Origin of the sequence: Idiomarina sp. PL1-037, from assembly GCF_034422975.1 — a bacterium.
Lineage (GTDB): Bacteria > Pseudomonadota > Gammaproteobacteria > Enterobacterales > Alteromonadaceae > Idiomarina.
On the sequence record NZ_CP139873.1, the window covers coordinates 533109 to 554285 of the forward strand.

The following is a 21177-nucleotide window of genomic DNA, read 5'->3' on the forward strand; positions in this document are numbered from 1 at the left end:
AGCATGCCCCGTCCCTGCTCAGTCGCGTAGGCGGCCGTAGTGGTAGTAGAGCCATTGGGCCAGACGGCGGAAGCGGGGGAGTGGGAACGGCTTTAGTTGAGACTGGTAGTAAGGTAGTTCTGGCAGGGGTTGTTCCATGGCGGCTTCTGCCAGTCGTTGGCCGGCCAGGGCGGTAAAGCTGACACCGGCACCGCAGTAGCCCATGCTGGCGTAGATATTAGCCTTTACTTTGCCTACTCGCGGGTAATCGTCGAGTGACACACTGACCCAGCCGCTCCAGAAATGCTCCCACTTGTTCACTCCCCGCAGTTGCGGAAAGGTTTGGTGCAAGGCCTGCAATAAGCGTTTAGCATAAACCGGGTTGGCGGCATTTTTCCCCTGAATGGCACCACGACCACCAAACAACAATCGGTTATCCGGCAGTAAACGGAAGTAGTACTTCAGAATACGAGTATCCATTATGGCATACCGGGGTGACAGCTTAATGCTCTCAACCTGCTCTTCACTCAGAGGTGGGGTAGTAATAATGCTTGAGAGCACCGGTAACGAGCGGCTGGCAAGCTCCGGCAGTAACTGCCCTGAGGTATAGCCATTAGAACAAACCAACAGCTTACGAGCGCGTATAGCGCCTTTCGCGGTTTGCAGGTACACGCCTTTGCCGCCAAGCGACACGGCTTTAGTCACCGGACTGTGTTCAACTAACTGTGCGCCCGCAGCGGTGGCCCGTCTAGCCGTCGCTGCCGCCAGTAACATGGGGTTCAAAGCAAAACAGTCAGTGAAGCGTAAGGCAGCGTGCGCCTGCGGGCTTGAAATAATGTTGCTTAATTGCTGTTGAGTTAGCCATTCCACCGGCTGGTTAAATTGCCTGAGCTGCTCATATTGTTGCTTTAACGGACCAATGGCGCCAGGTTTGTGCGCTATTTTCAGATAACCACCGTTTTGGCGCTGGCACTGCTCCGGGCAATAACGCAAAGTTTCTTCAATGAGTTGAAGTGCCTTTTGATGTTCGCCTGCAATGCCTCGCGCAATATCAGTACCCAGGCGTTCAGCCCAGGCCGACAAGCCCAGTCGGCCGGTGCTTTTCATCACAAAACCAGCATTACGCGACGAACAACCCCAGGCCAGTTGGTTGGCTTCAAAAACGGCAACAGAATGTCCGTTTTCAGCCAGAACCCGGGCAGCGTTTAAACCCGTGTACCCAGCTCCAATAACAGCAAACTCCACTTTCTCCGGCGCATCAACACACTCCGGGAAGTCTGCTTGCGTATGCTGCTGCCAGTAACTCGGCTCAGGAGCATCATGAGGCCCCGGAGGCGCATCAACCAAAGGATCATACATAATCACCCACCTATAAAAACGGAGAAGGAAGACAGCGAGCGCTGAGGTTACAAGGACTATTGTGGAGGACGCCCGTGAATACATCCCTGTAGGGCTTGGGCAGCGCCATCCATGGCGCTGCACACCTCCACAATAGCCCTATGCAACCGTTCGCGCGCTCACTATCTCCCGCCTCAGGTAAAAAGCCAACTTAAGCTGTTATGAGGGAGGAAAAAGGGGCAGATTGTTCACTTGTGAGCGTTAAGAGTGTTGAAGGCCTCTGTGGTGGAGTGTCGAAGGCCATGGATGGCCTTCGTCAAGCCCTCATGGATGAGCTCGTCGCGTCTCCGCCACAGAGGCCTTCAATGCTCAAGCGAAACAAGTGAGCAGTCTGCCCCCAAGCCCATGCAACCTCAGCGCTCTTTCACCGCCGCCTTACGTATCGAATTTCAGCAGCATTTCGCCGGCGTCGCAGTAGCAGGTGCCGTCGCACACAGGGCAGTAGTAGCCGTCTTCTACTGAGGCTTTGTACCAGCGCTTTTCATGTTGTTTAATCATTTCTCCGCCACAGCGAGTGAAATACTCATAGGCGCTGTTATTGGGGCTCTGCATCCAAATGTGCGCTAAACCACCACGGCAGCCCAGCTCTTTGGCGGCATCGATACTACGGAATAACAGTTCCTTGCCTATACCCAGGCCGCGCGCTTTTTCCGACACGGCGGCGGACTTAAAGTAGCACAGCTTCTCGGCAGGAATGGGCCAGGCGTCTGGGGTGCAAAAATCATCAATTGGCCATTGTCCGGGCGCCAGAGTAATCCGTATACCTAAAGGGGTATCGGCGCGCAGAGCTATCCAGTTTAACTGAACGTTACCGGCGGTTCCGCCGGCTAAATACTTCTGAAAGCTGTCTTCATTCAGGTAATTTTCACCATGAACTTCGTTGGCCAGATCAATAACGGCCGCCATATCGGCAGCCGTTATTTTACGATAAATGATATCGCTCATTAGTAGCGGTACTCGTCTGTCTTGAACGGACCTTCTGCATCAACATGAATGTAGTTAGCCTGATCTGCTGTCAACTGAGTGATAACTCCGCCGAAGCCCTGCACCATATAACGCGCAACTTCTTCGTCCAGTTGCTTAGGCAGAACTTCTACACGCAGATACTCTTCCTGCTTCTTAATTTCCATGTCGGCAAATTTTTGCTCGAACAAGTGAATTTGAGCAAGTACCTGGTTAGCAAATGAACCATCCATAATACGGCTTGGGTGACCGGTTGCGTTACCTAAGTTGACCAAACGGCCTTCGGCTAACAGAATCAGGTAATCGTTGTCGTCGTCTGAACGGTAAATTTTATGAACTTGTGGCTTAATTTCTTCCCAACGCCAGTTTTTACGCATAAAGGCCGTATCAATTTCGTTATCAAAATGGCCAATGTTGCAAACCAGAGCGGTAGACTTAAGTGCCGCCAGCATGTGACGGTCACAAACGTCCATATTACCGGTCGTGGTCACAATTAGGTCGGTATTGCCCAGTAAGTCTTTGTTAATGTTCTCGCCGTTACCGGTATTTTTACCTTCAAGGTAAGGAGAAACCACTTCAAAGCCGTCCATGCAGGCTTGCATGGCGCAAATTGGGTCAATTTCGCTGATTTTAACAATCATGCCTTCCTGACGTAAACTCGCGGCAGAACCTTTACCTACGTCGCCATAACCAACAACCAGAGCTTTCTTGCCTGACAATAAGTGGTCAGTAGAGCGTTTAATCGCGTCGTTTAATGAGTGACGGCAGCCGTACTTGTTGTCATTTTTTGACTTAGTGACGGCATCATTCACGTTAATGGCGGGTACTTTCAAAGTGCCCTTTTCCAGCATGTCCAGCAAACGGTGAACACCCGTGGTGGTTTCTTCAGTAATGCCGTGAACTTTTTCCAGCATCTGCGGGAATTCATCGTGGATCATCAGGGTTAAATCACCGCCATCGTCCAGAATCATGTTGGCATCCCACAACTCGCCGTCTTTATGGCAAGTCTGCTTCAAGCACCATTCGTATTCTTCTTCGGTTTCACCTTTCCAGGCAAATACCGGTACACCGGCAGCAGCCATAGCCGCAGCAGCATGGTCCTGAGTGGAGAAAATGTTGCATGAAGACCAGCGCACTTCGGCACCCAGTTCAAGCAATGTTTCAATCAACACGGCTGTTTGAATGGTCATATGGATACAACCAATAATACGGGCGCCGGCCAGCGGCTTGCTGTCAGCGTATTTGCGGCGGATAGTCATCAACGCCGGCATTTCAGATTCAGCAATCGCAATTTCCTTGCGGCCCCATTCGGCTAAGCTAATATCTGCTACTTTATAATCTTGCCAATCTTCTGCACTCATAGCGACTCTCTTTTTCAGTGATTTCTGTCAGTGAATTTTTCAGTAAATTCAAGCCGTTTGAGCGTTCATAACACGCTCAATTAATTGCTGTTGTCGGTCTTTACTCAGTCGGGCGCCAAACTTTGTGACCAGTTCAGCAGACGCATGACTGGCTAAACGACCCGCGTCTTCCAGCGACATATTACGCGTTAAGCCATAAAGCATAGCACCTGCAAACATATCACCAGCGCCATTGGTATCAATGGCTTCAACCGGTACGCCCGGAATATGCACCTGGCGTTCGCGGTTGGCAATTACAGCACCGTCTTTACCTAAGGTAATAGCAACCGTGTCGGCCTGCTCTAATAATACGGATAAAGCGGCCTGAGGATCGTCCTTACCTGTTAATAATTCTGCTTCTTCACGGTTACAGAACATTAAATCGACACCACCGTCCAGAATTTCATCAATTCCGCTGCGGAAAAACTTCACCATGGCAGGATCAGAGCAGGTCATAACCAGTTTTGTATTGTTTTCCCGGGCTACCTTTTTCGCATGTTGAATCGCGCCGCGCGCAATTTCTGAGGTAATTAAATAACCCTCTATATAAAGGTAGTCTGCCGCTGCAATGGCATGGTCGTCAATTTCAACGGTAGATAAATCGGCCGTTATGCCCAAATGAGTCCGCATGGTGCGTTCGGCATCAGGAGTCACCATTACCAGACAGCGACCAGTCGTGCCTTGGTTCTTCTGCTGGTGAAGGCTGGTTTCTATGCCTATTCTTTCCAAATCCTGACGGTAAAACATGCCGGCTTCGTCGTCAGCAACTTTACAGCAGTAGTAGGCTTTGCCGCCAAATTGAGCGAAAGCCACTAACGAGTTAGCGGCTGAGCCACCGCCGCTTTGCTTTTTCAACTCGCCCAGCTGGCTTAGTTCTGCAATCAGAGTGTTTTGAGCGTCTTCATCAATCAGCTCCATCATGCCTTTTTTTAAATCGTGCTTCTGCAGGAAGTCCTCAGAGACCTCAAACTCCTGATCCACCAGCGCATTGCCAATGCCGATTACATCAATGGTTTTCATAGTATTAAATGGTTGCCTTATCAGGCGGGTAGTATACCCGATGAGTTACTCAGGGTCGATAAATCAACAGGGCAAAAAATGTAATAACCAGACAAGTAACAAGAAAGCCCTGCCATTGCCTTTGCCAGCGGGAAGCTCTGGGTATTAAAAGCTCCGCGGGCCGTCCGGCAAAACGCTGTCTTGAAATACGAATTCCCTGCACTTGTATAGGCCCTCCTAAACTTACCCGATGGCAATAGCTGAAGCTTTGTATCCAGCTGAGCAAAACTGTAGAGAACAAAGGGTTACGCTTTAACGGTTGCAGCTTGAACTTATTGCGCTGAAATAGCGCTATAAACCGTGCTGCAAGGGCCAGTAAAAAGGATGGTAAGAAATGCGTTATGGTGTGAAGCCAGTGCGTTGCAAGACCAAACTGTCGGTATTTTACCTGTGCAACCGGCCACACCTGAGTCAGTTCAGAAAGGGTTCGTACTCCGAGTGCCGCCAGTGGCCCGCCAACAAACCAAAACAGTAACGGAGTAAAACGATGTTCCAGAATACTGGTCGCGCGCAGTTCGATGCTGGTTTTTGCAATGCCGTGTTCACTCAGTAAATCGCAGTCGCGCCAGGTTATGCGGCTTAGCCAGGCGCGGGCGGCATTTTTACGCCCACGTTGTAAGTGGCTGTCTGCTAAGCGTACGGCATGAATAACGGGTTGCTGACGCAAACTGACCAATAAAATAAGCCAGCCAATGGCAAGTTCCACTTCAGCACCGGCAAAGACAATAGCCGCTGGCAGCAGCACCAGCAGCGACATAGTTAACCAGGCTAAAAAACCGGCAAGACGCTGCTGACCGACAGGGCGCTTGGGCTTGTTAACCTTGCCGCTCATGTAGGCGGCCATTAGCCGCAAAACGGCAAAGGGATGCCACTGCTCTGGCCAGGGAAACCAGCGCTCTGCCAGCAAAGCCAGCAGAGCCAGAGCAACAGGTGATAATAAAATGTCGGTTAAAAGTTCCGTGTTCATGCAGCTATACTGCCACGGAGAAAGTTAAGCGGCAATCGGCTGGTTATTCTTATCTTTATTCGTTGGTACTGCAGCGCGCACATGTTCAGACTGGCGAATTTTACCGTGAATGTAGTCGTGCAGTTCGGCAACGCGATAACCGGGCTTCGCTTTAAAGCGCAGGAAAGGTAGTCCGGCAGCGGCCAAGGTGTTTTTCAAAAACAAGTTACGCTTTTGCTGGTTAAGTGATGACTGACCTGGTTCCAGCTCTATAGCAGCTTTAACCTGCATGGTGTGAATGTCACACAATACGTAGTCAAGAATGCGTTGGCTGGCTTTGGTGTGGGCATCTTTGCGTGCGGTAGAAGATAAACCTGAGCGCACGGTAACAATGTCGCTTAAACGAACTTTGGTGAATATGCGGAAGCTGTCGCCGACGGACTTTTCCAATAGTGTCAAAAACTGATCTTCCTGAGCAGTGCACAAAGCTACATCTTTTAGCTTATAGGGGTAGGGCACATAGTTTTCAGACATTCGGCTGGCAATAATAGCCACCGCAATTAACACCACAACAAACAACAACAGAATAATTTCCATTTTTCACACCTCATCAGAAAATTGACGCTCTGTGAGGTGTGAAGCAAAAGCTGTGCCAGCTATGGCTGCTTATGGAATTTATTTAACCCGATTAGGCTGAGTAACCGCCGGGAACACCTTTGGTCGTGACACTCACCGCGTCGTGCGCATGCAGCGACTCATAGTGATTTACCCGCAACCAGAAATCACGGAAGTTTGGCATTTGGTTTAACTGGTGTTGTAAACGGCGCGATGCGTCCTCACAGAACATCAGGTTTTGTCCATTTAGTCGTGCGAACTCTTGTTCGTCCTCACGTTTAACGGCGGCTTGTACTGGTGTTTTAAGAGCCGCTTCAATGGCATCAATGAGTTCTACAATCGGAAAGTCATTAACACTGTCACTTAGGGCGACTTTTACTTCAGCAATTGAGCGCTGGCTGTGTGGTGTGGCAACAATACCTTCGGTAGAGCCTAACCACTCGTGCATGACACTGGCGTCCACCTGCTCCTGACCGGCAAATTTCTCACTAAAGGCATCCTGAATTAACTGACGCGCTAAAGCCGCAGAGCAAGGGCAAGTTGATGAGTAAGGCACATCAACAGACAATTCCAGCTTTAACTGACCGGCATCGTAGCGACCGGTTAAACTCACTGGGTAAGCTTTCCAGCCCTGTTTTTTGCTAATCAACGATTTGCGGCGCAGGTGATAGTCAAAATCAAACTTGATAAAGGCTTGGTCACTGATGTCTTTATGACTTTCAATAAAGTCATTCAGCAGTTGCTTTAAAGTATCGTGACTGAGCTCACCTTCGGTCGACAGCTTGTCCAGCAATAGATACAAGCGAGACATGTGGATACCCTTGGTTTTCGGGTTTTTCAGATTGACGAAAGCTTCGACTTTAGCCGCTACCGGGCGTTCTGGTACGCCGGCTGCCGATACCATCAATGGAACTTCAATGTTGCTCATGCCAACCCAATCGAGAGCTCCCTCTGTCTGGGCCTGCGTTTGGTTGGCTACGTCGGGCATAACTGTTGGCATTCGTTGTGAACTCCAAGTGTCGTGAATATTGTCCGGCCTGCTTGATCTTGATCAATGAGGCTCAGTCTAAAGGTGGGCATTATATCGCAGAATTTCACCAGGTGACACCGATTGCCCTAATCGGTTCTGTCTGCACAGTGGTTGACTCAAAACAAGAATACGCCGACGATAGAGTTTTGGATTGGTGGAGCATTAAAAGATGGCAGAAAAATCGGCGATAGATACTGAGCTATTACAACAATACGTCGATACCTTAGGTATTGAAGGCGTGAATTCAACGCTGGCGACTTTTGACGGTATTATTCAAAGCTATGCGCAATTATTGCATCAGGCTGCGAAAAATCGGAACGAAGACGAGCTGCGCAAACAGGCACATAAGGTGAAAGGGGCTTGCGGTTCAGTCGGTTTAACTGAGTTATCTAAGTTAATGGAAAAGATTGAGAAAGAAGACTGGGAATGGCCGGTAGCCGAACGTTTATTAATTGAATGGGCCGATGCGGTCATCCCGCATCGACGCCAAATTGATGCCTGGTTAGCTGATCATCACTGAGCTTGCTGATCAACCTCGCCGATAAAGCGATAGCCTTCACCATGAATGGTGGTTATTAAGTTCGGCGTTTCGGGGTGAGACTCGAAATGCCGACGAATACGACGAATAGCAACGTCTACAGTACGGTCATTCGGGCGAAGCTCGCGATCCAGCATACGTTTAACCAGTGTTTCACGGTCAAGGATACGGCCCGGGTTAGACAGAAATAACTCCAGCGCACGATACTCACTTTTCGGTAAACGGAACATTTGATTTTCCGGTGAGTACAGACAGCGACTGTCACTGTTCAAACGCCAGCCATGGAACTGGAATTCAACACTGTTGTTTTCAACCGGACTGCCTGAACGCGAGGCTTCAATGCGACGGCACAGGTTGCGCACGCGAATGGTCAGCTCTTTTGGGTTATAAGGTTTGATAAGATAGTCGTCAGCCCCTAACTCCAATGCTAAAAGGCGGTCATCTTCGCTATCACGACCCGTTAAGAAAATTAACCCTATGTTGTCCCTTTCGCGTAATGACTCAGCAAGTTCCAGACCATTTTTACCTGGCAAATTGACGTCCATAATGACGACATCAACACGCTCCTGACGCATGATGTTCTCCATTTGCAGGCCATCAGCAGCATCAAAAACTTCGTAGCCTTCTTGTTGGAATAGACGTGTGAGGGTCTGGCGCGTAACAACTTCGTCTTCAACAATCAGTATTCTGGCATTCATAAGCGTTGATTTTCCCGGAAAGTTCGTCGCTGTTCGTGCGGTGTTGAACTTATATTTATAAAAGTTATGACGTTATATTATGACTTTTGTTTGAGATTTTTCAAGCATTGCCGACCAAAGTGACAGGAAAACGGACAATAAACTCCACACCGTTCTTTTCTTCACTAAAGAAGTGAATATTACCACCCAGTACCTGAGTCACTAAATTATAGACCAAATGGAGACCCAGCCCACTGCCACCGGAACCTCGTTTAGTGGTCACAAAAGGATCAAATATTTTGCGGTTAATGTCACTGGGAACACCTTTACCATTGTCGGTATAAATCATTTCCAGCTTGTCATCACCCAGCATAGTGAAACTAATATTAACCTGGCCGTTGCTGTACCCGTCAAAAGCATGAAGCATCGAATTGACAATAAGGTTAATCAATACCTGATTTAACGGCCCGGCTTTAGCGCGCACAGTCAGCCCTTCAGGGCATGAAATACGAATAGGAAATTTCTCAGGGTCCAGGCGTCTGGGCTTAACTGAAATAAGAACATCGTTCATGAAGGACGGAATATGAATATCCCGATCAATTTCTGATGACTGATCGACTGCCACTTGCTTGAAGCTGGTCACCAGATCCGCCGCCCGACCCAAATTACGGTAAATAATTTGCAGGTTTTCGTCGCAGTCACTTAAAAAGCGTTCAAACTCTGAGGTTGAAATTCGTTTCTCGTCAAATTTCTCCTGCATTATCGTTAATTTGTCCTGCAGCAAAGTGGAAGCGGTAACTGACAGGCCTATTGGTGTATTAACTTCGTGGGCAATCCCGGCAACCATGTCCCCCAGCGACGCCATTTTTTCCGACTCAACCAGTTGTCCCTGATACTGGTGTAATTGTTCCAGAGTTTTAAGTAGCTCACCGTTGGATTCTTTTAGTGCCTGAGTGCGCTGGGTAACTTGACGTTCCAGTTCGGTATTTAACTGACTGGCTTCTTCTTCAGCCCGGCGCTGGCGACTTATGTGTTGCTGCACGCGGTCGAGCATAGTGTTGAAAGCGTGTGCCATCATATCAAACTCAACCAACTTTGATGGTGCCAGACGCAGTGAATAATTCTTGTCACGGGCAACCTGAGATATAACGTCTACCACTCCATCGAGTGGTGTCACAATGGTTTTTCGCAAACGCAAAGTAATGAGCCAGCAAAGTAACAAAGTCAGTACAAAAACCACACTGGCAATACCAATTGAGCGCCACATAAATAAGCGGGCCTGTTCCAGTGAACCGCGCAAATACACGTAACCTATGACTTCGTCGTCCAGCACCACAGGCTGAGAAACTTCAATGTAATCATCGTTAGTTTGCGGTGTTGTCAGCTTATCCAGTTTAGCGAACCGCGCCGGAATAGGGGGCAGGCCTTTTTTATTGTAACTTGAGAAAAAAGTCAGTTCGTTACTGGTTTCATCCATTTTGTAGACATGAACATGCTGAATAAAAGAGGTGTTTTCTAATGAACTCAGCCGTTGTTTTTCGTTCGCATTGTCATTAAAAACCAAGCTGCTGGCAGCGTTGCCGGCCACAATGCGGGAATAAGACAAGGCCTGCTCATGCAATGATTCCTGATATTGTGCAACCTGACTTACAATATTAACCGTAAAACCAACGAGAAGCGCGAAGCTGGTGACCAACAACACGATATAAATCAATATGCGCTTCAGTGAAATGGTATGCATTCAGTCTACGGCTCAGTTTCTGAAAAAATTATATGCTTACTAATGTTAGCAAATCGTTAATAAAAAGGGCATTGATTAAACAAAAAAACGGCTTATTTATCGACAAGTTGCATGGTAAACACGATAACGACCATCATCGGCTATAATACTGCAGTTGCCAAACACCGATTCAATGACCTCTGGCCAGGGCAGAAAGCGGTTCGCGACGACTCTAAAAACACCTTTTTTATTAAGATGTTGACGAGCATTGCCAATGAATTCACGGGCAATTTCATAGTCGGTTCTCTGACCCGTATGAAACGGAGGGTTACTGACAATGAAATCAAACTGTCCGGCATTGTCCGGTATGCCGTCGGCTAAACGCAACTCGGTTTTTACTGGTTCATCGGCGAGTGTTATCTCACTGGCGGCAATGGCAATGGGGCTCACATCACAGGCCATAAGTTCAGTGGCCACCGACGCTAGCTGCTTAGCAATAACTCCCGCGCCGCAGGCAAAGTCCATGCCCCGACCTTGAGGCAGATCGTTAATATGTTGCAGTAACAGTAAGGTTGCCGGATCAATATGCTCACGGCTGAATACGCCCGGCAAGGTAACAAAGGATTCTTGTTGCTGACCTAACTCAAAACGAATGGTTTTGGCGTAGTCTTTAATCGAGGCGCTTTCATGAGCCTGCTCATTGCGTTCACTGGCAAACAGCAGGCAATGGTTTGCCGATGCCAGTTTCTGTGCTGGCTGTAACCAGTCAGGCAAGTGCTTCATTAAAGGTTGAATGCCGGAGCGTTTTTCACCGGCAAACCATACTGGAGTTCCGGCTGGCAATGACGCTAACTGTTCCAGTAAATACTGGTTCAGCTCTTTTTCCTTCGCTACCAGAAATAAAATACCGTCGTAATGACTAAAGTCCGGTGGCTGAATTTGACAAAAAACCGGACGCCCGGCCGCTTCCCAGCAGGCCGCGTGACCTGCGTGAAAGCTCCAGGCTGAGGCATTCGGTAAAGCAGCCAACTCGCCACCACCCGGATGAATAACCAGTAATGAGCCATGAGCCCAGGGTTGCCCGGACTGACGTCCAAGCATGGATAAAATTGCAGCTGACATAGTGATATTTAACGGCTTAGAGTAAGCTGTCTACTCGTAATTGTTTGTCCTGAAGTAAGAACATTGTACCATTTCGACGTTCTTTTATGCGCAGACTTTTCTCTTTAAAGATAAACAAAATACCAGGGAAGACTTCTTTGCTGACCATAGCGCGCAAAACCGGGTGGTGTTCGAAAGCTTCCAGTACTGAGTCTATACTGGTTCGGGTGTTAATAATGCGCACCTTAAGTTTGCGTAACTCAATTTTGAGCTTTTTCTGGTACTCCAGTTTTTTCACACCATCTTCCAGTTTGTCGCAACGGTTTAGCCCTTGCTGCACCACTTTTACCCGAGCCAGGGTTTTTGCCAGCAGCGTCCGCATACTGTTTAAGTGCTCAAGCGACTGAGGGTCAGCAGGCGGTAGTGACCAGTAAATACGGGTTTTAGTGCCAGCCGGAGCGCCAAGCTGTCCACAATAGATGTGATCACAGGTTTCAATCGTACCACCAATAAGTTTGCCGCGGGCATTACGGCCTTCACCACCAATGGCCAAGGGGCCCTTCGTTATAACATGGCAATGGGTTAGCTGTTTGTCGGTATTGACTCCGGTTTGCGCTTCAAAATAGGAATATTGGGCATAGGCACACCAGATGGAGCCTCCGGCAATAAGCTTGGTGGAAACATCGGGTATCCATTCATCGTCATCTTCGTCCTGCCCGGCGTTGTCACCTGACTGAATCAGGTGACCAATACAGCCTTTACGCACAGTGATATTGCCGTCGGCGCGCAGCTCGGCAGAGTCAACATAGCCTCCAACCGTAATGTCGCCTGTGCAGGTGATTTTCATGCCCTCACTGACATTGCCGGTGACAATCACGCTGCCCTTAAACTTAACGTGACCAGTTGATACATCGACGTTGCTTAGCTGCATAACATCATCAACCTGCACGCTATTTTCGTTAAAGCTGGGCATGCCGGTCCGGTCTGCAACAATTAAATTGGCATCGGTATCACTGATATGTGTCCCGTCACCGGGTTTAAAGTCCCTGTCTTCGCCGTCTCTGGCTTCCAGCTCTTGTCCAAAAACAGTAAAGCCAGCACGACCTTTGCTCGGAGGTATCTTCTGCAGTAGGGGGTGGTCAGGATCAACCGTGACTTCAGCACCTAAATCGCGCATGTCTGCCGTACCGTCTTCGCGCAACTGAGGGCGCAGCACGCGCTTTCGGGCATCGTCTGTCAGGGGTTTAAATTTGGCATTGCTGCCATTAATAGGGTGTTTACCTTTTGCTACAGTAACCGACAGCTCAGCACCCGGAGGAGCTTCATTTGTGTGCTGAACCAGGGCATCTATAGCCTTACGCTGAATGCCGGAGGTGATTTTCTTTTCCTTCAGCTTGGCAATGATAGATTCCTGCGTCAGTGCGTCACCGCCATAACCGACAATGCCGCTTGCAGTGACTGTCATATCATCGTCGCTTATCTGTAAAGTTAAATCAGCGTCAAAAATCTCCGCAATAGCGACTTGAAAGGGAATGCTGCTGGTCGAGTCTTTACTGTAATGCTGAGCGTACTTTGTTGCAGTTTGCAGCAGCATTTGTGGATCAAGTAATTTTGCAGTCGAAAACTTAGAGGCCTGCCACGCTCTCTGAAGTTTATCTACTTTGACCTCTGAAGGAGGGGTGCCAGCGTCAATGCTGATGTAAACCTCTCTTTCAGAAACCCGGAAAGTGACCGGACTGGACATAGGACGCCTGTACTCTAACGGTTATTATAATTTTTATCGGGCTATTTTAACGAATGTTTACCCTTTTTTGTATCAACTTTAATCGTCCGGGATAACTTCATTACAGTAGCTTGCTATTTTTTTGTTCACTTCAGCTAATTCAAGGTTAACTTGTGTAACGGCTTCAGTCCGCTGCTTTTGCGTCTTATGCTGCCAGTCTTTGAAAAGTTGTGCAGCCAAAAGGCTCAAGTCAGCCGCGCCAATAGTAGCACTTAAACTTTTTAACGTATGTAACTGTAAGTGCGCAGTCTCCACATTTCTTAACAAGTCCTCTGTATTCAGCAAAGGAGCAAACTGTTCCAGATAACAGTTCAGCACTTCCCGATACAGGCCGTGCTGGTTATCACAATGGCGCAGACCGCGACTAAAATCAATCGGTGCTGAATGACTGCTCATAAGGCTTGTTCTCGTAAACCTCCGTAAATGAATCGACACTTTCGGTAGCGTCCGACATGGCGTCTTTGTCAAACTGAGCAACATTGAATAACGCTTCGCCTTCGTTAGCCACCGGTATATTGCTACAGCCTATAATAATGCCTCGCACCGGAGATTCAATCGCATCACCGTCACCACCGTGTGGGTTAACGCTCAAGGCTAATACTTGTTGCTTCTGAATGGTTTGCCCCAGCTCAACTTTGCGAATAATAAGGCCATCCCGTTCTGCCCGAACCCAAGTAGAGCGGCGGGCAAGGACGGGGGTGATACGACGGCCACGGCGTCGGCCTTTCATCATTTTTAAGTGTTTCATGACATTCTGTACGCCAATAACGCCGGCACTTATCGATGCTTCGTCAAAACGCAGTGCTTCACCGGCCTCGTACAAAATTAAGGGAATACCCAGTTCGTTGGCTAATGCTCTTAGCGAGCCGTCGCGCTCTTTCGAATGCAGAATAACGGGTGTGCTGAAGGCCTTCGCCATTGCCAGAGCGTCTTCGTTTTCAACGTCCACCCGAATTTGCGGCAGGTTACTGCGGTGAATTGCCCCTGTATGTAAGTCGACAATATGGGTCGACTTCTTGACCAGCTCCTCACTGAACAAGTACGCCATGCGACTGCCCAGAGCACCACGTTCAGAGCCGGGAAAACAGCGGTTTAAGTCACGCCGGTCAGGCAAGTAGCGAGACTGCTGAATAAAACCAAACAAGTTCACTATAGGAACCACAACTAACGTGCCGCTCAGCGTGCGGGCGTCGGTGGTATTAATTAAACGACGGCAAACTTCAATGCCGTTTAGCTCATCACCATGAATGGCGGCGCAAACCAGCAACACGGGGCCGGGCTTGGTGCCATGAAACACATCGATGCGTAAGTCCAGCGGTGCGTCGTTATACAGCCGCAACGCAGGCAGAGTAATATGCTGATGCGACCCGGGTTCTACCCATTGTCCTGCCAGTTCAAAACCGTTCATTTTATCCCTGCCCTTTGGTGCGGGTTTTATGCGCTTTGGCGTTTTTCTCAAGAAAGGTAATAATTTGCGAGGCAACGTCTTTATCGGTTGCTTGCTCAATTCCTTCCAGCCCGGGCGATGAGTTAACTTCCATAACCAAAGGACCATGGTTAGACCGTAAAATGTCTACACCGGCCACGTTCAAGCCCATGGTTTTAGCTGCTTTCACTGCCGTCGCGCGCTCTGCCGGGGTGAGCTTAACTAACGACGCGCTGCCACCACGATGAAGGTTGGAGCGAAACTCACCAGCTTTTGCCTGACGTTTCATGGCAGCAATGACTTTGTCGCCAATCACCAGGCAGCGAATGTCCGCGCCACCGGCTTCCTTAATGTATTCCTGCACCATAAAGTTGGAGTGCAGACCCATAAAGGCTTCAATAACACTTTCAGCGGCCTGACGGGTTTCGGCTAATACCACACCAATACCCTGAGTACCTTCCAGCAACTTAATGACCAGCGGTGCGCCGCCAACCATATCAATTAGGTCAGGAATGTCCTGCGGCTGACTGGCGAAACCGGTTGTCGGCAGACCGATGCCTTTTCGCGAAAGCAGTTGCAATGAACGCAACTTGTCACGGCTACGGGAAATAGCAACCGACTCATTTAACGGGTAGCTGCCTACCATTTCAAACTGGCGCAAAACAGCGGTGCCATAAAAGGTCACTGAGGCACCAATTCGTGGAATAACGCAGTCGTAGTGAGGCAGTTCCTTGCCATGCTTATGGATGGATGACTCACGCGCATTGATGTTCATATAACATCTAAGTGGGTTCAGTACATCAACCTCATGGCCAAGCTTTTCAGCCGCTTCTACTAAACGACGGGTTGAATAAAGCGAGGCGTTACGCGATAAAATCGCAATTCTCATTGCTCTTCTCCTAATAAGTGAGAGGCTTGTGGGTCCACGGTAAAGTGTCCGCGCATGGCTTGTCGGCCTAATAGCATACGGAACTTCATCGTGTCTCTGTTAGTTAATGTCAGTTCAACCGTCTGGTCAACCGTACCCAGTTGTAACCGGGTTCGGATCACGTAACGGATTTCGGTATGACCGCCTGAATCGGTCACTTCACGTTTATCAAATACCGGCGCTTCGCAAACGTGCTCGTGTAAAGAGTTTTGCTCTGGGTGAACAAAAATACGCAGCCATTCTTGTCCTTCGCGTTCAAAAGGTTCAAGTTTGAACGCGTGCAAACACGAGGTTTTCGCGCCAGTATCGACTTTCATATGAATTTGGTTAATATTGAGTTCAGGGAGCGCTCCCCACTCTTGCCAGCCAATTGTTGTCATTGCACTACCTTGTTATAAATTTCAGATGTTTAATACAGTGTTTTTGGTAAAACGCAATTTTTATTGATCGACACTTCTAATTTTTACGTTTTTTTTGAAAACTGCTAGGTTTAGTAAGATACTTAGCAATAAGACTCAACTTAAGGATAGCCTATGTCTGTTTGCTCATCTTGCGATTGTCGAAAACCTTTGGGATTTTGGCATAAAAATGGCCTTTCAGCCCATCGTCGATATTTCCAGGAAAAGTGTATTTGCACACGAGGCTCTGGTTCGCGGAGAAAACGGCGAGGGCGCCGGACGAATATTGGGACAGGTAACTGAGGACAACAAGTACACGTTTGATCAAACTTGCCGGGTTAAAGCTATAGAGACAGCCTCTCGTATTCAGTTACCGGGTAATTTAAGTATCAACTTTATGCCTAATGCTATTTACGATCCCGAAACTTGCTTGGAAATGACCTTAGCGACCGCCCGCAAAACGGGTTTCGACCGCAATAAAATTATTTTTGAAGTGACTGAGCAGGAACAGGTTGTAAGCCAGGAGTTTCTGGTAGATGTGTTCGAAGCTTATCGTAAAGAAGGCTTCAGAACCGCTATTGACGACTTTGGCTCCGGTTACGCCGGGCTCAATCTATTGGCTGACTTTCAGCCGGATATTTTGAAAATTGACATGAAGCTCGTTCGTGATGTTAACCAGAATAAGGTGAAGCAAACTCTGGTTCGATCCATTCAGCAAATTGGTGAAGAGCTGGGTATTCAGCTTATAGCCGAAGGTATTGAAACCGAGGAAGAATACAAGTACCTGCGCGATACCGGCATCACCCTAATGCAAGGCTACTTTTTCCAAAAGCCCATGGTGGAAGCCTTCCAGGACATTAACTTCCCGTAACCTGACATTTATGTCAGGTGAGGTATCGCTCCAGACGTAAACGTCTGGCTACGCACGCGATGTCTGCAACTTCTGTAAATGGGCTTTAAAGTCGTAAATATCGCGGTCCAGCGCGTTGGCACTTACGTACAGATCATAACCAAGCAGCTCCCGCATTTGTTCCATGCGCTTACCAAACACGCCAATTAGCCCCTTGTAAACCGTGCCGTTGGGGCTGATGTAACTGTCCGGAATATCAAAGTACGGCGTATAGTCTTCACGCTCCGGCGCCTGGTGCCTTAACGCCATCGTCAGCAGTTGGCGTTGTTCGAACAAAAGAGCAGAAGCCAGCCGGGGAGAAATATCATCCAGTACTTCTTCAACTCGGTACAACCGAAACCCCAGAAAGGGGGCGTCTTCAAGTTCCAGCACCCGGTTCACGCGGGGAACGTCGTAACGAATAATATTCTCCCAGTGAATCTGCCATTGTCCACGGCGGTGCAAATAACGAATACCTTCTTCGGTGATCACCAGTGACACCGGAGGCTCGATCACTTTACCAACGCCTAACAACAAAAATATGCCGGAGGTTGCGCCGAGCAACACAGAAAGCCCAACTGGAATATCATCCCGCACCAGATGAAGAAAAACCAGTAGCGCAAACAACAATACCGCCAACCCGCAAAAGGTTAACGCGTTGCGTTTAGCTTGAGGGCTGACATTAAATTGCATAGTTCCTCCTAGACGTTGTCTGACATTTATGTCAGGTGAGACACAGCTCCTGACGTAAACGTCAGACTACAAACATTACGCAAACATCCGTTGCAATATCTGCCGGGTGAAATCTTTCTTAAGATAAAAGCCTCGTGGGCGTACTTCAATAATAGTACCCTCCGGACCAATTGCTTCTGTTAGTGCCGAGCCGTCTGCGGCTTTGGGCCGAATTTGCATGGCTTCGCCCTGGCGAGCGGTGATGCTTTCTACCTGACCCAGCGCAATACGATCCATGTGCTCTTCCCAGTCGGTGCGCAGCAAGGCTTCTTCCCGCTCGCTGGGTATCCATAAAAAGGCACTGCCAACCACGCGATCCGCCAACGCCACTTCGCGGCGACCATCAATAGGCAACCACAATACCTGTTGTAATTTATTTCGTACGTTAGAAGTGTCCCATTGGACTCCCCGAATATTCACTAAAGGCGCGGTACAGACAAACGTGGTTTCCAGCGGCTCACCTTCGGGCGTTACCGGCAGAGTTTTGAGTTCAACACCCAGTTCAGGGAAGTCCTGCGTGGGTTTAGAACCTGCGGTGGCGCCCAGTTGCAGCTCCAGCAGCTGGCCCACCCAGCCTTTGTCACGGCGCAGGTCTTTAGGTACTGGCAACCCGCTTTCGGCGGCCAAGTCTGCAAAAGAGCGGCCGGCTAAAGCCGCTGCGCGCTGAAACAATTCATCTATGGACTGAGGGCGTTGTGGCTTGTCGGTCATGACTTAAATCTTCGTAAATAGTGAATCAGCATTTGCCCGCAACCGGGCTTTATGGAAGAATCCACTGTAACAGAGAATAATTGAGGATGCTCGCGTGATAGATGCAGAAGGGTTCCGGGCAAACGTAGGAATCGTCATCTGTAACGGGCATGGGCAGGTATTTTGGGCTCGTCGAATTAACCAGCAAAGCTGGCAGTTTCCGCAAGGAGGAATTCACGAAGGCGAGACCCCTGAACAGGCAATGTACCGCGAACTCTACGAAGAGGTCGGGTTAAAGCCAGAGCAGGTTGAAATTCTGTACACCAGCCGTCAATGGTTGCGTTATCGCTTGCCAAAGCGCTTAATTCGACGTGAACAACGGCCCATGTGTGTTGGACAAAAGCAAAAGTGGTTTTTGTTACGGCTAAAATGCCGTGAAGAAGACGTAGATGTTTTACATTCAGGCCACCCTGAATTTGATGGCTGGCGCTGGGTCAGTTATTGGTACCCGGTACGGCAGGTCGTATCCTTCAAGCGCGATGTTTACCGTCGGGTGATGAAAGAGTTTGCCACTCAGGCGATGCCATTTCGAGCTTCGGGAGGGCGTCAGCACAGGCGCAAACGTTAAAAATGATGTTGGTTACACTGCAAAGGATAGTCCAGGGCGTCAATAAAGCGCCTGATTTCAACATGGCATTAACTACCATGGTGAGTCAGGTGCGCGAAGCCTTAGAAACCGACAGTTGCAGTGTATTTTTGGCCGACAACGACCAGCGTCAGTTTGTTATGGCGGCCAGCGACGGCCTCCGCGCCGAGGACGGCAACCCCGTTCGGGTCGACTTTGGCGAAGGCATTATCAGTCTAGCGGCACAACGAGAAGAGCCGTTAAACATTGCCGATGCCAGTATGCATCCCGCCAACAAAAAGCTCAGCGACACCAACGAGAATATTTATAAGGGCTTATTAGCCGCACCTATTATTCACCGCCGTAAAGTGCTGGGCATTGTGGTGGTGCATCAAAGTGTGGCGCGCAGTTTTAGTCGTGAAGAAGAAGCTTTTATTGTCACCCTGGCAGCGCAGCTGGCGGCAGTTATAGCGCATGCCGATGCTAAAGGCTTACTGGTCAGTGAGCACTCACCCTGGATACACAGCTTAAGAGGTCTGCCTGGCTCGCCGGGTGTGGCCGTGGGAGAGGCTTATGTGTCTCGACCAGAGGCGCGTATAGATGAGGTGACTCCGCGGCGCTCTGACAAACCCATTCACGAAATTCGCAAGTTCCGTCAGGCAGTTGCACGTACCCGTGCCGACTTAAAAGAACTGTCCAGACGTATGGCAGGTCAGGTTCCTGACGACACGTTGGCCATATTTGAGGTGTATCAGGGCATGCTGGACGCGGCCAGCATGGGGGATGCTGTAGAAAATACGATACGAGAGGGGTGGGCTGTCCAGACCGCGTTGAAATATGTGGTCGAGCAGTTTGTTGCTCAGTTCGAGGCTCTGGAAGACTCTTATTTGCAGGAACGCGCCACCGATGTGCGTGACATAGGCCAACGGGTGCTCTTGCACTTACAAAACCGTCAGCGCAAACGCAAGCCGTTGCCAGACAATTTTATTCTTATCGCCGACGAAGTCACTGCTTCAATGTTGGCTGAGCTGCCACACGAACAAATTGCCGGTATTATTTCTTTAAACGGCTCCAGTAACTCGCATGCCGCCATAATGGCGCGCAGCATGAACATTCCGGCGGTACTGGGTGTCGACGACATTGAACTGCATTTCTTCTCGGACCGGTTGCTGGCTGTGGATGGTTACACTGGTGAGATTTATGTTGATCCGCCACCGCAGGTATTAACTCAGTTTCATCAGTTAGCTGAAGAAGAACAAGAGCTGCGCGACATTGTTACTGAGCACAGTCATTTGCCGGCAGAAACGCAAGACGGTCAGCGCGTCAGTCTGCATCTGAATCTCGGGCTGGACGTTACGCACGACTATCTGAAAACGCTGAACATAGATGGCGTGGGCCTGTACCGCTCTGAAATTCCATTTATGATGCGCGACCAGCTGCCCACCGAAGACGAACAAACCGAAATGTATCAGGAGGTGCTGGAGCAATTCCCTGATCAGCCAGTCGTTATGCGGACCCTGGACGTGGGTGGTGATAAACCACTGCCGTACTTTCCTCTAAAAGAAGATAACCCATTCTTAGGCTGGCGCGGCATACGGTTAACACTGGACCATCCCGAGATTTTTCTCGTTCAAATTCGTGCAATGCTGCGGGCCAGTATTGGCAAGAGCAATTTACGTATTTTACTACCGATGATAACCAGTACCAGCGAGGTAGACGAAGCGTCGCGGCTTATTAAACAAGCGTATTTTGAGGTGGCCGAAGAGCAAGGCTGCGAAGTGGGTGTTAACCTGTTTCAGCCGCAACTGGGGGTTATGATTGAAGTGCCTGCCGCCATTTATCAGTTGTCGGCTATGGCGAATAAAGTCGACTTTTTCTCGGTTGGCAGTAACGATCTCACGCAGTATTTACTGGCGGTGGACAGAAATAACCGCCGGGTTGCGAGCCTTTACGACGCCTATCACCCTGCAGTATTAGCCAGTCTGGATGAAATTGCCCGGCGCTGTGAAGAAATTGGCAAACCCGTTAGTGTCTGTGGTGAGTTGGCTGGTGACCCGGGCGGTGCTCTATTATTGGTTGCCATGGGGTATCGGCAGCTCAGCATGAACAGCTACAACGTCGACCGGGTGCGCTGGATACTGCGTAATGTTCGCTCCAGCACGCTGAACGTGATGCTGGCTAAGGCATTGCAGGCACGTAACCCCGGTCAAATTCGCAAAATGATTGCCGAGAAGCTGGAAAGCATCGGACTCGGTGGTTTTGTCAGAGCAGGGAAATAAG

21 protein-coding genes are annotated in these 21177 nt (G+C 49.2%); 4 read left to right on the forward strand and 17 right to left on the reverse strand.

All coding sequences use genetic code 11. The annotated features are described in order from the left end of the window. Positions 1-18: 18 nt before the first annotated feature. The 7 genes from U0358_RS02530 to folE2 all read right to left on the reverse strand — a co-directional run bounded on the left by U0358_RS02530 (position 19) and on the right by folE2 (position 7360). Positions 19-1338 (reverse strand): NAD(P)/FAD-dependent oxidoreductase, encoded by a 1320-nt coding sequence (locus U0358_RS02530; protein ID WP_322406902.1) that lies wholly within the window; start codon positions 1336-1338, stop codon positions 19-21. A gap of 414 nt (positions 1339-1752) precedes the next feature. Next, the gene (locus tag U0358_RS02535) at positions 1753-2322 is read right to left on the reverse strand and encodes a GNAT family N-acetyltransferase (RefSeq protein WP_322406903.1); all 570 of its coding nucleotides are present in this window, start codon (positions 2320-2322) and stop codon (positions 1753-1755) included. Further along, positions 2322-3701, reverse strand: coding sequence for an adenosylhomocysteinase (ahcY, locus tag U0358_RS02540; protein ID WP_317497905.1), 1380 nt, complete (start codon positions 3699-3701; stop codon positions 2322-2324). The genes U0358_RS02535 and ahcY overlap by 1 nt, the downstream gene beginning before the upstream one ends. Positions 3702-3749: 48 nt before the next feature. Next, positions 3750-4760, reverse strand: coding sequence for an adenosine kinase (locus tag U0358_RS02545; RefSeq protein ID WP_317497906.1), 1011 nt, complete (start codon positions 4758-4760; stop codon positions 3750-3752). A 49-nt stretch (positions 4761-4809) separates the two neighbouring features. Beyond that, a complete protein-coding gene (locus U0358_RS02550; RefSeq protein WP_322406904.1) occupies positions 4810-5766 on the reverse strand; it encodes a cobalamin biosynthesis protein CobD/CbiB in 957 nt (318 codons plus the stop codon). A gap of 24 nt (positions 5767-5790) precedes the next feature. Further along, a complete protein-coding gene (locus tag U0358_RS02555) occupies positions 5791-6342 on the reverse strand; it encodes a DUF2726 domain-containing protein (RefSeq protein ID WP_317497908.1) in 552 nt (183 codons plus the stop codon). Between the two features lie 91 nt (positions 6343-6433). After that, a complete protein-coding gene (gene folE2, locus U0358_RS02560) occupies positions 6434-7360 on the reverse strand; it encodes a GTP cyclohydrolase FolE2 (RefSeq protein ID WP_317497909.1) in 927 nt (308 codons plus the stop codon). A gap of 199 nt (positions 7361-7559) precedes the next feature. Between folE2 and U0358_RS02565 the strand changes: the two genes are divergently transcribed. Continuing rightward, positions 7560-7910, forward strand: coding sequence for an Hpt domain-containing protein (locus tag U0358_RS02565; RefSeq protein ID WP_317497910.1), 351 nt, complete (start codon positions 7560-7562; stop codon positions 7908-7910). Here the strand turns inward: U0358_RS02565 and arcA are convergent. The 8 genes from arcA to U0358_RS02605 form a co-directional block, all read right to left on the reverse strand. After that, positions 7904-8626 (reverse strand): two-component system response regulator ArcA, encoded by a 723-nt coding sequence (arcA, locus tag U0358_RS02570; protein ID WP_317497911.1) that lies wholly within the window; start codon positions 8624-8626, stop codon positions 7904-7906. The genes U0358_RS02565 and arcA overlap by 7 nt on opposite strands. Before the next feature lie 100 nt (positions 8627-8726). Then, a complete protein-coding gene (locus U0358_RS02575; RefSeq protein WP_317497912.1) occupies positions 8727-10346 on the reverse strand; it encodes an ATP-binding protein in 1620 nt (539 codons plus the stop codon). A 96-nt stretch (positions 10347-10442) separates the two neighbouring features. After that, positions 10443-11447 (reverse strand): class I SAM-dependent methyltransferase, encoded by a 1005-nt coding sequence (locus U0358_RS02580; protein WP_322406905.1) that lies wholly within the window; start codon positions 11445-11447, stop codon positions 10443-10445. 16 nt (positions 11448-11463) lie between these two features. Then, positions 11464-13170 carry a flagellar assembly protein A gene (locus U0358_RS02585; RefSeq protein ID WP_322406906.1) on the reverse strand — a complete coding sequence of 569 codons (1707 nt, stop codon included), beginning with the start codon at positions 13168-13170 and terminating at the stop codon, positions 11464-11466. Positions 13171-13248: 78 nt separating this feature from the next. After that, the gene (locus U0358_RS02590; RefSeq protein ID WP_322406907.1) at positions 13249-13605 is read right to left on the reverse strand and encodes an Hpt domain-containing protein; all 357 of its coding nucleotides are present in this window, start codon (positions 13603-13605) and stop codon (positions 13249-13251) included. Then, positions 13580-14617, reverse strand: a complete 1038-nt coding sequence (locus U0358_RS02595; RefSeq protein ID WP_322406908.1) for a succinylglutamate desuccinylase/aspartoacylase family protein — start codon at positions 14615-14617, stop codon at positions 13580-13582. Before U0358_RS02595 ends, U0358_RS02590 begins: the two co-directional genes overlap by 26 nt. A 1-nt stretch (position 14618) precedes the next feature. Then, complete coding sequence (rimK, locus tag U0358_RS02600; protein ID WP_322406909.1) at positions 14619-15524, reverse strand: 30S ribosomal protein S6--L-glutamate ligase; 906 nt, start codon at positions 15522-15524, stop codon at positions 14619-14621. Beyond that, positions 15521-15943 carry an ATP-dependent zinc protease family protein gene (locus U0358_RS02605; RefSeq protein ID WP_322406910.1) on the reverse strand — a complete coding sequence of 141 codons (423 nt, stop codon included), beginning with the start codon at positions 15941-15943 and terminating at the stop codon, positions 15521-15523. The genes rimK and U0358_RS02605 overlap by 4 nt, the downstream gene beginning before the upstream one ends. A 208-nt stretch (positions 15944-16151) precedes the next feature. Between U0358_RS02605 and U0358_RS02610 the strand changes: the two genes are divergently transcribed. Continuing rightward, the gene (locus tag U0358_RS02610; RefSeq protein WP_322406912.1) at positions 16152-16832 is read left to right on the forward strand and encodes an EAL domain-containing protein; all 681 of its coding nucleotides are present in this window, start codon (positions 16152-16154) and stop codon (positions 16830-16832) included. A 48-nt stretch (positions 16833-16880) separates the two neighbouring features. Here the strand turns inward: U0358_RS02610 and U0358_RS02615 are convergent, their stop codons facing one another. Then, complete coding sequence (locus U0358_RS02615) at positions 16881-17543, reverse strand: DUF2982 domain-containing protein (protein ID WP_322406913.1); 663 nt, start codon at positions 17541-17543, stop codon at positions 16881-16883. Positions 17544-17618: 75 nt separating this feature from the next. Further along, positions 17619-18293, reverse strand: coding sequence for a DNA mismatch repair endonuclease MutH (mutH, locus tag U0358_RS02620; RefSeq protein ID WP_322406915.1), 675 nt, complete (start codon positions 18291-18293; stop codon positions 17619-17621). Between the two features lie 94 nt (positions 18294-18387). Here mutH and rppH point away from each other — a divergent pair, with 94 nt between their 5' ends. Then, positions 18388-18900 (forward strand): RNA pyrophosphohydrolase, encoded by a 513-nt coding sequence (gene rppH / locus U0358_RS02625; protein ID WP_011233763.1) that lies wholly within the window; start codon positions 18388-18390, stop codon positions 18898-18900. Positions 18901-18905: 5 nt separating this feature from the next. Next, positions 18906-21176 carry a phosphoenolpyruvate--protein phosphotransferase gene (gene ptsP / locus U0358_RS02630; protein WP_322407454.1) on the forward strand — a complete coding sequence of 757 codons (2271 nt, stop codon included), beginning with the start codon at positions 18906-18908 and terminating at the stop codon, positions 21174-21176. Position 21177: the final 1 nt, after the last annotated feature.

Excerpts from the sequence above, each read along its gene's own strand:
- folE2 (WP_317497909.1), bottom strand. The coding sequence starts at position 7,360 with ATGCCAACAGTTATGCCCGACGTAGCCAACCAAACGCAGGCCCAGACA.
- U0358_RS02575 (WP_317497912.1), bottom strand. The coding sequence starts at position 10,346 with ATGCATACCATTTCACTGAAGCGCATATTGATTTATATCGTGTTGTTG.
- U0358_RS02580 (WP_322406905.1), bottom strand. The coding sequence starts at position 11,447 with ATGTCAGCTGCAATTTTATCCATGCTTGGACGTCAGTCCGGGCAACCC.
- ahcY (WP_317497905.1), bottom strand. The coding sequence starts at position 3,701 with ATGAGTGCAGAAGATTGGCAAGATTATAAAGTAGCAGATATTAGCTTA.
- U0358_RS02605 (WP_322406910.1), bottom strand. The coding sequence starts at position 15,943 with ATGACAACAATTGGCTGGCAAGAGTGGGGAGCGCTCCCTGAACTCAAT.
- U0358_RS02530 (WP_322406902.1), bottom strand. The coding sequence starts at position 1,338 with ATGTATGATCCTTTGGTTGATGCGCCTCCGGGGCCTCATGATGCTCCT.
- U0358_RS02550 (WP_322406904.1), bottom strand. The coding sequence starts at position 5,766 with ATGAACACGGAACTTTTAACCGACATTTTATTATCACCTGTTGCTCTG.
- U0358_RS02555 (WP_317497908.1), bottom strand. The coding sequence starts at position 6,342 with ATGGAAATTATTCTGTTGTTGTTTGTTGTGGTGTTAATTGCGGTGGCT.
- U0358_RS02545 (WP_317497906.1), bottom strand. The coding sequence starts at position 4,760 with ATGAAAACCATTGATGTAATCGGCATTGGCAATGCGCTGGTGGATCAG.
- rimK (WP_322406909.1), bottom strand. The coding sequence starts at position 15,524 with ATGAGAATTGCGATTTTATCGCGTAACGCCTCGCTTTATTCAACCCGT.
- U0358_RS02590 (WP_322406907.1), bottom strand. The coding sequence starts at position 13,605 with ATGAGCAGTCATTCAGCACCGATTGATTTTAGTCGCGGTCTGCGCCAT.
- U0358_RS02615 (WP_322406913.1), bottom strand. The coding sequence starts at position 17,543 with ATGCAATTTAATGTCAGCCCTCAAGCTAAACGCAACGCGTTAACCTTT.
- arcA (WP_317497911.1), bottom strand. The coding sequence starts at position 8,626 with ATGAATGCCAGAATACTGATTGTTGAAGACGAAGTTGTTACGCGCCAG.
- U0358_RS02565 (WP_317497910.1), top strand. The coding sequence starts at position 7,560 with ATGGCAGAAAAATCGGCGATAGATACTGAGCTATTACAACAATACGTC.
- U0358_RS02595 (WP_322406908.1), bottom strand. The coding sequence starts at position 14,617 with ATGAACGGTTTTGAACTGGCAGGACAATGGGTAGAACCCGGGTCGCAT.
- U0358_RS02585 (WP_322406906.1), bottom strand. The coding sequence starts at position 13,170 with ATGTCCAGTCCGGTCACTTTCCGGGTTTCTGAAAGAGAGGTTTACATC.
- U0358_RS02535 (WP_322406903.1), bottom strand. The coding sequence starts at position 2,322 with ATGAGCGATATCATTTATCGTAAAATAACGGCTGCCGATATGGCGGCC.
- U0358_RS02610 (WP_322406912.1), top strand. The coding sequence starts at position 16,152 with ATGGCCTTTCAGCCCATCGTCGATATTTCCAGGAAAAGTGTATTTGCA.
- ptsP (WP_322407454.1), top strand. The coding sequence starts at position 18,906 with ATGTTGGTTACACTGCAAAGGATAGTCCAGGGCGTCAATAAAGCGCCT.
- mutH (WP_322406915.1), bottom strand. The coding sequence starts at position 18,293 with ATGACCGACAAGCCACAACGCCCTCAGTCCATAGATGAATTGTTTCAG.